Origin of the sequence: Lysobacter daejeonensis GH1-9, assembly GCF_000768355.1 — a bacterium.
Lineage (GTDB): Bacteria > Pseudomonadota > Gammaproteobacteria > Xanthomonadales > Xanthomonadaceae > Aerolutibacter > Aerolutibacter daejeonensis.
The window spans coordinates 1-8,500 of the sequence record NZ_AVPU01000050.1 but is presented as its reverse complement, the minus strand read 5'-3'; the positions used below and the strand labels follow the sequence as shown (position 1 = coordinate 8,500).

Sequence of the window (8,500 nt, the reverse complement as noted above, 5' to 3'; positions counted from 1 at the left end):
CAGCGGCGTCGGTGGCAGCGGCGTCGGCGGCCGGAGCCTCAACAGCAGCGGCGTCGGCGGCCGGGGCCTCGACAGCAGCGGCTTCAGCGGCCGGAGCGGCCTCAGCGGCCGGGGCCTCTTCCTTCTTGCAGGCGGTCAGGGCGAGGGCGGCGGCAACCAGGGCAACGTACAGCTTGGTGTTCATGGAAATCTCCAGAGAGGGTAGGTGGTGGAACGTGGTGCAAAACTGGGGGGCTGCGCCATTCAGGTCGGGGAAGTCCCTATTCATGAATGCCGCTAGGCCAAGGAAAAGCCGCTAGCGAACCAGCGGCTTGTCCAACCATCAGGCCCGCAAGGGCCAACCGGTTTGATTACTTCTTGGCGGCTTCTTCAGCGCCTTCCTTAGCCTGCTCAGCGGCGTCGGCGGCCTGCTCAGCGGCATCGGCAGCGGCGTCAGCAGCACCGGCGTCGGTGGCGGAAGCAGCAGCGTCAGCAGCGGTCGCGGCGGCATCGGCCGAAGCGGCAGCGGCGTCAGCCGAAGCGGTGGCGGCGTCGGCAGCAGCGGCGTCGCCAGTGGCGGCAGCGTCGGCAGCGGCGGTGGCGGCTTCGGCCGAAGCGTCGGCGGCCTCGGCGGCCGAGTCAGCAGCCTGCTGCTGGTTCGAGCAGGCGGCCAGGGCGAAACCCAGAGCCAGGGCGAGCAGCGCCTTGTTCATGGTCATGGTGCGGTTTCCTCGTCAATAAAGTAGGGCAACGCGCAAACCGCGCGCCGGTATACATGATGACAAGCCGGTGACCACTGTCAAGCGGTTGGCCGACTTTTTTTGGTTAAGACGTCGTTATATCAAATGGCCCCGCCAAATAGCGTCTGCTCAGGCCAGTTCGATGGCGATTGCAGTCGCTTCGCCACCGCCGATGCACAGCGAGGCAACGCCGCGCTTGGCGCCACGCTGGCGCAGGGCATTGAGCAGGGTAACCACCAGTCGCGCGCCGCTGGCGCCGATGGGGTGGCCCAGGGCAACGGCGCCGCCGTACACGTTGATCTTGTCGCGCGTGATGCCCAGGTCCTTGATCGGGGCCATGGCCACGCACGAGAACGCCTCGTTGATCTCGAACAGGTCGACGTCGGCCACGGTCCAGCCGGCCTTGTCCAGCACGTTGCGGATCGCGGTGACCGGCGCGGTCGTGAACCACTCCGGGGCCTGCGAGTGCGTGGCATGGGCCACGATGCGGGCCAGCGGCTTCAGGCCGCGCTTGCTGGCTTCGTCGGCCGACATCAGCACGGTGGCGGCGGCGCCATCGGAAATCTTCGAGGAGGCGGCGGCGGTCAGCACGCCGTCCTTGCCGAACGCGGGGCGCAGGGTGGGGATCTTGCTGGGGTCGATCTTGCCCGGCTCTTCGTCGGAGTCGACCACGACCTCGCCCTTGCGGCCCTTGACCGTGACCGGGGTGATCTCGTCCTTGAAGGCGCCCGCGGCCTGCGCGGCCTGGGCCAGCTTCACGCTTTCAGTGGAATAGGCGTCCAGGGCCTCGCGGTCGAACTGGTACTCGGCGCACATCATGTCGCCGAACACGCCCATCGCCTTGCCCTCGTAGGGGTCGGTCAGGCCGTCGAACGCCATGTGGTCGATGAACTCGGCGCTGCCGTAACGGATGCCGTTGCGCGAGCCGTTGAGCAGGTGCGGCGCGTTGGTCATCGACTCCATGCCGCCGGCGACCACGACATTGGCCGAGCCGGCCTTGATGATGTCGTGGGCCAGCATGATGGCCTTCATGCCCGAGCCGCAGACCTTGTTGATGGTGGTGCAGCCGGCCGAAGTCGGGATGTTGGCGCCCAGCGAGGCCTGGCGGGCCGGGGCCTGGCCGAGGCCGGCGGGCAGCACGCAGCCCATGATCACTTCGTCCACCTGGTCGGCGGCGACGCCGGCATGGTCCAGCGCGCCGGTAATCGCCGCGCTGCCCAGCACCGGGGTGGCGACGCCGTTGAACTGGCCGAGGAAGGAACCGATGGCGGTGCGCTTGGCACCGACGATGACGATGTCGGACATGGACTGCTCCAGTGGGGCCGGCGGCCTGCCGGTATCCTCTGATTATCGCGCCGTTTGTTGCGTTGCCGCAAACGACAAAGCCCAATGGTCCCCGTATGGGGATATCCGTTCATCGTTGATCGGCTCCGGGGTTTGCACTACAACGATGCTGTCGGCCGATGCGCCGCCCGCGGCCCAGGAACGGGCGACCGCGACGTCAGGGGAAAATCAATGTCATACCGAAAAAATGGGCTGACGCTCGCCGTGCGGCGAGGTCTGGTGTGGGCTGGGTTGGGCGCCTCATTGGTGGCGTGCGGAGGTGGAGGCGGTGGTGGCGGTAACGTCAAGGTCGATCCGCCACCGGCCACCTTGCAGCCGCCAGTGGTCTACGCGCCCGCGCCGGAGTACAGCGGCCACCTGGTCCTGACCAACACCGCACCCGCGCATGCCGCAGGACTCACCGGAGCGGGCGTCATCATCGGTGTGGTCGACAGCGGCATCAACCGCAAGCACCCCGCATTGCAGGGGCGGGTGCTGGCGAACCTGACCTATATCAGCAGCAGCGGCAACAACCTCGCCGTGGATGACGTGGTCGGGCACGGTACGGCCGTTGCGCAGGTGGCTGCCGGCACCGCGTTCGGCGCGTGGCCAGGCGGCATCGCCCCCGGCGCGGGGCTGGTGTCCGCGCGCATCATTTCCGACAAGCCGCCCGCCGATGACGGATCGGGCCAGGGCAATGAGGTGTCGGGCGCGTTGGGGCTGAAGTCCATTCACCAGGACCTGATCAACCGCGGTGCGCGGATCATGAACAACTCGTGGGGTGGCCTGTACTGGACCAACCTCAACGCCACCGCCCCCATCGCCGACGAGTACCGACCGTTCATCGCCAGCAACGGTGGCCTGGTCGTGTTCGCGACAGGCAACGAAGGGCGCGCCAATCCGTCCAGCATGGCGGCGCTGCCCAGCCAACCCGGGCCCAACGGCACGCTGCCGGCCGCCGACCTGGAGCGCGGTTGGCTGGCGGTGACGGCCGTGGATCCCAACGACATCAATTCGCTGGACAAGGGCAGCGACGGCGCGGTGTACGCCAATGCTTGCGGCGTGGCGATGCGCTACTGCCTTGCGGCGCCGGGCACCGTGATCACGACGGGCACCAACGATCCCTACAACAACCCGGAATACTGGCGCTGGAAGGGCACGTCGTTCGCTGCCCCGCAGGTGTCGGGCGCCGCGGCGCTGGTGTGGCAGAAGTATCCGTACTTCAGCAACGACCTGCTGCGCCAGACGCTGCTGGGGACCGCCAAGGACATCGGTGCGGCGGGCGTGGATGCCATTTTCGGCTACGGCCTGCTGGACGTGGGCGCCGCTGTGCGTGGCCCGGCGCGGTTTGACTGGGGCGACGTGGTGGTTTCGTTCACCGGCACCTCCGCATGGAGCAATCCGATTTCCGGTGCGGGCGGCCTGGTCAAACAGGGCAGTGGCCGCTTGGAACTCACCCGGGCCAACAGCTACCTGGGCGCGACGCGCGTCCAGGGCGGAACGCTGGCGAGTTACTTCACCGTGCCTGGCGATGCGTTCGTCAACGCTGGCGGCAATCTGGAGCTGCGCGGCGGCGTCGCCGGCAATCTGGACAACCTGGGAACGGTGTCGACGAAGACCACGGCCAGCCATGTCGTGGCCGGTAACTACCACCAGGGCAGTACTGCCCGTTTCGCCTTTGAGGTGGGCGCGCCGCTGCAGGTGACAGGCCAGGCCACGATCGATGGTGGTGATGCGCAGGTCACCGGTATCGCGCAGGGATACACCCGGTCCGCGCGGGAGACGGTGTTGACGGCTGGCGGCGGCGTGGTTGGCAGCTTCTCTACGCTCAGTGCGGGTAGCGGTGTGTTCCTCGAAGCCACGTTGGGTTATGACCCCAACAACATCTGGCTGGACATCACCCGCCTGGACGTGAGCGTGGCGGCTGCGTCGCTGGGCTTCACCGCGGCCTCGTTGTCCGGCGCCGAACGCGTGGAGGGTGCATTCTCCGCGATCGACGGGGGCGCGGTGCCGGTCGGCACCGGCACGGATGGTGGGCTGGGTTTCCTGGCGGCTGCGGGGCAGATCCAGCGCTCGCCCACGGCGATGGCGGCGGAGCGCACATTGGAAAGCCTCTCGGGCGACCTCCACGGGGCGGACACGGCTTACGCGTTGATGGCCATCGAGGGAAGCCGGCATGCGCTGGAGGCCCGACTCGATGCGAATGTGGGTCTGTCCGCTGCGGGTGGATGGTGGGACAGGCTCGGCGCACAGCGACAGTCCAGCAACCACCTGGGCATCGATGCGCAGGGCTGGGTGATGGGCCACGACTACCGGCTGCGCGACGGATGGTCGGTGGGCGGCGCCGTCGCGGAAACGCTGGGGCAAGGGTTCCGTGGCGACCGCGCGGACCGTGAGCGCAACCGGCAGGTCGAAGGGCAGCTGTATGCGCAATGGCAGTTCGGCAGATCCTACCTGCTGGGGCGCATCTCGCACGGCATGATGGAGCGCCAGGCGCGGCGCGATGTGCTGCTGGGCGACGCGGCGTTTGGCGTCGCGAGCGATTACGACAACCGTTACACGTCGATGGGCCTGCAGCTGGGCCAGCGCTGGTCAACGGGTGAGGGCGGAGTGACCCCGTACGTGGGGGTGCAGTCCGTGCGCATGACGCGCGAGGGATTCACCGAGGACGGTGCGGCGGGCTTTGGCCTCAGCACCCACGCTTCGACCTTCGACGCGTCCCAAGCGCTGGCCGGCCTGCGGTTCGATCACCAGTGGTGGGCGGGCGCGACGGAGTTGGGCGTCACGGGCCGGCTGGAATGGCAGCGGACGCTGTCGCAATCGGGTAACGACATCGACGCGCGCTTCACCGGCATCGACGTCTGGTCGCCGATCCTCGGCGAGACGCTGGCGCGCGACATCGGCGTGCTCGGGGTGGGGCTGCAGGCGCGACTCCCGCGCCTGGGCATGATGCGGTTGGGTGCGGACGTCCGACAGGAGAACGGCCAAAGCTGGACGCAGGCGCAGTTGGGTTGGGCCGTCGGGTTCTAAGGCGCGTGAATCCCGCGCCAGGTCCCTGTAACGCCGCCCGGCGGAAGGGGCGGTAAAACGCAACGGCCCGGCCAGGGGACTGGTCGGGCCGCCAGGGACCGGATCCGGGGCAGGGGGACGCCCCGCGGGATCAGCTGTTACCGTTGAACAACTCGCGGCCGATCAGCATGCGGCGGATCTCGTTGGTGCCCGCGCCGATCTCGTACAGTTTGGCGTCGCGCAGCAAGCGGCCGGTCGGAAACTCGTTGATGTAGCCGTTGCCGCCCAGCGCCTGGATGGCTTCCAGCGTGACCTGCACCGCCGATTCGGAGGCATGCAGCAGGCAACTGGCCGCATCCACGCGGCTCTTGTAGCCGCTGTCGTAGTCACGGGCGATCTGGTACGCGAACGCGCGACTGGACTGAAGCTTGGTGTACATGTCCGCGATCTTGCCCTGCATCAGGCCGAAGGTGCCGATGGCGGCGTCGAACTGCTTGCGCTCGCGGGTGTAGGGCAGGGTGATGTCCAGCGCCGCCTGCATCAGGCCGATCGGGCCGCCGGACAGCACCAGGCGTTCGGTGTTCAGGCCGCTCATCAGCACCTTCACGCCCCGGTTGACCTCGCCCAGCACGTTCTCGGCCGGGATTTCGCAGTTCTCGAACACCAGCTCGCAGGTGTTGGAGCCGCGCATGCCCAGCTTGTCCAGCTTCTGCGCCGTGCTGAAGCCCTTCATGCCCTTCTCGACGATGAAGGCGGTCATGCACTGGCTGCCCGCGTCCTTGCTGGCGGTGCGCATGTAGACCACCAGCACGTCGGCCTCGGGGCCGTTGGTGATCCACATCTTGTTGCCGTTGGCCACCCACACGCCGTCGCGCAGCTCGGCGCGGCAGCTCATCGAGCCCACCACGTCGGAGCCGGCGCCCGGCTCGCTCATCGCCAGCGCGCCCTTCCACTCGCCCGTGCACAGCTTGGGCAGGTACTTGTGGCGCTGCGCCTCGTTGCCGTTGGCGTAGAGGTTGTTGACGCACAGATTGGAGTGCGCGCCGTAAGACAGGCCGACCGAGCCCGACGCGCGCGAAATTTCTTCCATCGCCACCAGGTGCGCCAGGTAGCCCATCTCGCTGCCGCCGTACTCACCCGGCACGGTCATGCCCAGCAGGCCCATCTCGCCCAGCTTGGGCCACAGGTCCTGCGGGAACCAGTTGTCGTGGTCGATCTGTTCGGCTCGCGGCGCGATTTCGGCTTCGGCAAAGCGGCGGACCGCATCGCGCAGCGCATCGATCTCTTCACCCAACGGGAAGGGGCGCATAACTACTCCCGGCAACGTTACGGCGTCGAAGCCTTTCGACGCCCGGTATGAATTTGGCGGCCGGGCGTACGCCCGGTCCGGACAGCACGACGGGGCACTGGGCCCCGTCGTATTTTGCTCTACTGCGTGTTTCGCTAACGCAACGACTCAGTTGCCGCCGCGGATGCGACCCTTGAAGCGGGTCTGGCCACGCGCCAGCGGCAGCTTGAGCTTGCCGATGGCGGCAATGCGCTCCTCGCCCAGGCGGTCGGCAGCCTGGTAGGTCGGCACGCCGTCGCGCTCGGCGATCTCATAGATGCGGTGCAGGTTGTGGTAGATGGTGCGCATCATGCGCATGGCGCGTTCGCGGTTGTAGCCCTCGAGCTCCAGCGCCACGTTCATCACGCCGCCCGCGTTGACCGCGTAGTCCGGGGCATACAGGATGCCGCGCTTCTGCACTTCGTCGCCGATGGCGTTGTTGGCCAGCTGGTTGTTGGCCGCGCCGCAGATGATCTTGGCCTTCAGGCGGGGCAGGGTCTGCTCGTTGACGGTGCCACCCAGCGCGCACGGGCTGTACACGTCGGCCGGCACGTCGTAGATCTCGTCCAGGCCCACGGCTTCGGCGCCGTACTCGGACACGGCCTTGTCCACCAGCGACTGGTTGATGTCGGTGACGAAGATCTTCGCGCCGCGCTCCTTGAGCAGCTTCACGTACTCCATGCCCACATGGCCCAGGCCCTGCACGGCATAGCTGTACTTGCCCACTTCCTCGTCGCCGAAGCGCTTGTTGAGGCTGGCCATCAGGCCCTGCATGGTGCCGTAGGCGGTGAACGGCGACGGGTCGCCCGAGCCACCGTGCACCTGGTGCACGCCGGTCACGAACTCGGTCTCGCGGTACACGTATTCCATGTCGTTGACGTCGATGCCGACGTCTTCGGCGGTGATGTAACGGCCGCCCAGCGAATCCACGAACTGGCCAAACGCGCGGAACAGCGCTTCGGACTTGTCCTTGGCCGGGTCGCCGATGATCACGGCCTTGCCGCCACCGATGTTGAGGCCGGCAACCGCATTCTTGTAGGTCATGCCGCGCGACAGGCGCAGCACGTCATTCAACGCTTCCTGCTCGGACTTGTACGGCCACATGCGCGTGCCGCCCAGCGCGGGGCCCAGCACGGTGTTGTGGATCGCGATAATGGCCTTCAGGCCCGCGTCCTTGTTGTGGCAGAACACGACCTGCTCGTGGCCGTAGGTGTCCAGGGTCTCGAAAATCATCAGGTGCTCCGCGCCGGCGTGGGGGATGCGCGTAGGGCGCCACGCCAGCTGTGCGTTGTAAGTCGTTGAATCGGAAAGATTCGCCTCTGCGACCGGGGTGGGGGTCCCGCCGCAGGGGGCATAGTTTACGGCAATCGGCGGATACGGTTACGTATGCAACAAGTGGGGGGCGGGCGGGTCGCGGGCCGTCCCCTGTTCAGAATGCCCGGTAACGCCGCTCGCGGAACCACAGCGTGGCCAGCCACTTCTCCCCGGCCAGCACCGGCGTGCCGGCGTGCAGGGAATCGGGATCGGGGCGGCCGGCATCGTCGGTGTTGCGGAATGCCACCGCGCGGCCCATCCGCGCGTCCACCACCAGGTCGGCCTCGGGGAAGGCGGTGCCGCCGCCGGATTCCACATCGCACAGGTAGGCGCACAGCGTGGCCGCGCGCTGGCCCGCCTGCGGCCGGTCGCCTGCCAACGTCTGCGGCGGCAGGTAATCGCGGTGCGGGCGGTACTCCTGGCCGGGCAAGTAGCGCAGCAGCACCATGTGCTCGGCGCGGGTGAAATCGATGCCGATCGCCGCGGCCATGCGCATTTGCAGCAGGCGCAGCTGGAAGTCCTCGATCATGTCGTTGAAGGTGGCGTCGAACGCCGTGCGCACCGGGTGCTCCAGCCATTCGCCGGTGCGCGGGTCGACGACGCGGGCGCGCTTGAGCCACGGCGCGCCCATCAGCATCACGTAGCGGCACTCCTCGGCGGTCAGCAGGCCTTCCAGCGTGGCCACGCGCGGTGCCTGGCTGACCACCTGCGGCGCGGGTGCATGCAGGCTCGCTTCCAGGTTGAGCTGCAGCGGCCGCGCGGGGCCATCGACGGGCGCGCGCCCGGGGGCGGGCGGCAGGGCGGGCAC

The 8,500-nt window shown here is 67.9% G+C and carries 7 protein-coding genes; 1 reads left to right on the top strand and 6 read right to left on the bottom strand.

All coding sequences use genetic code 11. The features are described from left to right. The 3 genes from N800_RS14535 to N800_RS14525 all read right to left on the bottom strand — a co-directional run. A partial coding sequence (locus tag N800_RS14535; protein ID WP_036140278.1) for a hypothetical protein occupies positions 1-184 on the bottom strand: 184 nt, incomplete at its 3' end. Between the two features lie 166 nt (positions 185-350). Next, positions 351-698 (bottom strand): hypothetical protein, encoded by a 348-nt coding sequence (locus N800_RS14530; RefSeq protein WP_036140271.1) that lies wholly within the window; start codon positions 696-698, stop codon positions 351-353. 150 nt (positions 699-848) lie between these two features. Then, entirely contained in the window at positions 849-2,024 is a 1,176-nt protein-coding gene (locus tag N800_RS14525; protein ID WP_036140268.1) for a thiolase family protein, read from the bottom strand. A 210-nt stretch (positions 2,025-2,234) separates the two neighbouring features. On the opposite strand from N800_RS14525, the gene N800_RS14520 reads away from it, so the two are divergent. After that, a complete protein-coding gene (locus N800_RS14520) occupies positions 2,235-5,072 on the top strand; it encodes a S8 family serine peptidase (protein ID WP_084087736.1) in 2,838 nt (945 codons plus the stop codon). Between the two features lie 130 nt (positions 5,073-5,202). Here the strand turns inward: N800_RS14520 and N800_RS14515 are convergent, their stop codons facing one another. The 3 genes from N800_RS14515 to N800_RS14505 all read right to left on the bottom strand — a co-directional run. Further along, entirely contained in the window at positions 5,203-6,360 is a 1,158-nt protein-coding gene (locus N800_RS14515; protein WP_036140266.1) for an isovaleryl-CoA dehydrogenase, read from the bottom strand. Positions 6,361-6,507: 147 nt separating this feature from the next. Continuing rightward, on the bottom strand, positions 6,508-7,611 hold the full coding sequence (locus tag N800_RS14510; RefSeq protein ID WP_036140263.1) for a Glu/Leu/Phe/Val dehydrogenase dimerization domain-containing protein: 1,104 nt from the start codon (positions 7,609-7,611) through the stop codon (positions 6,508-6,510). A 196-nt stretch (positions 7,612-7,807) separates the two neighbouring features. Next, positions 7,808-8,500 (bottom strand): 2OG-Fe(II) oxygenase (locus N800_RS14505; protein ID WP_198032566.1); only part of this gene is annotated, 693 nt, incomplete at its 5' end.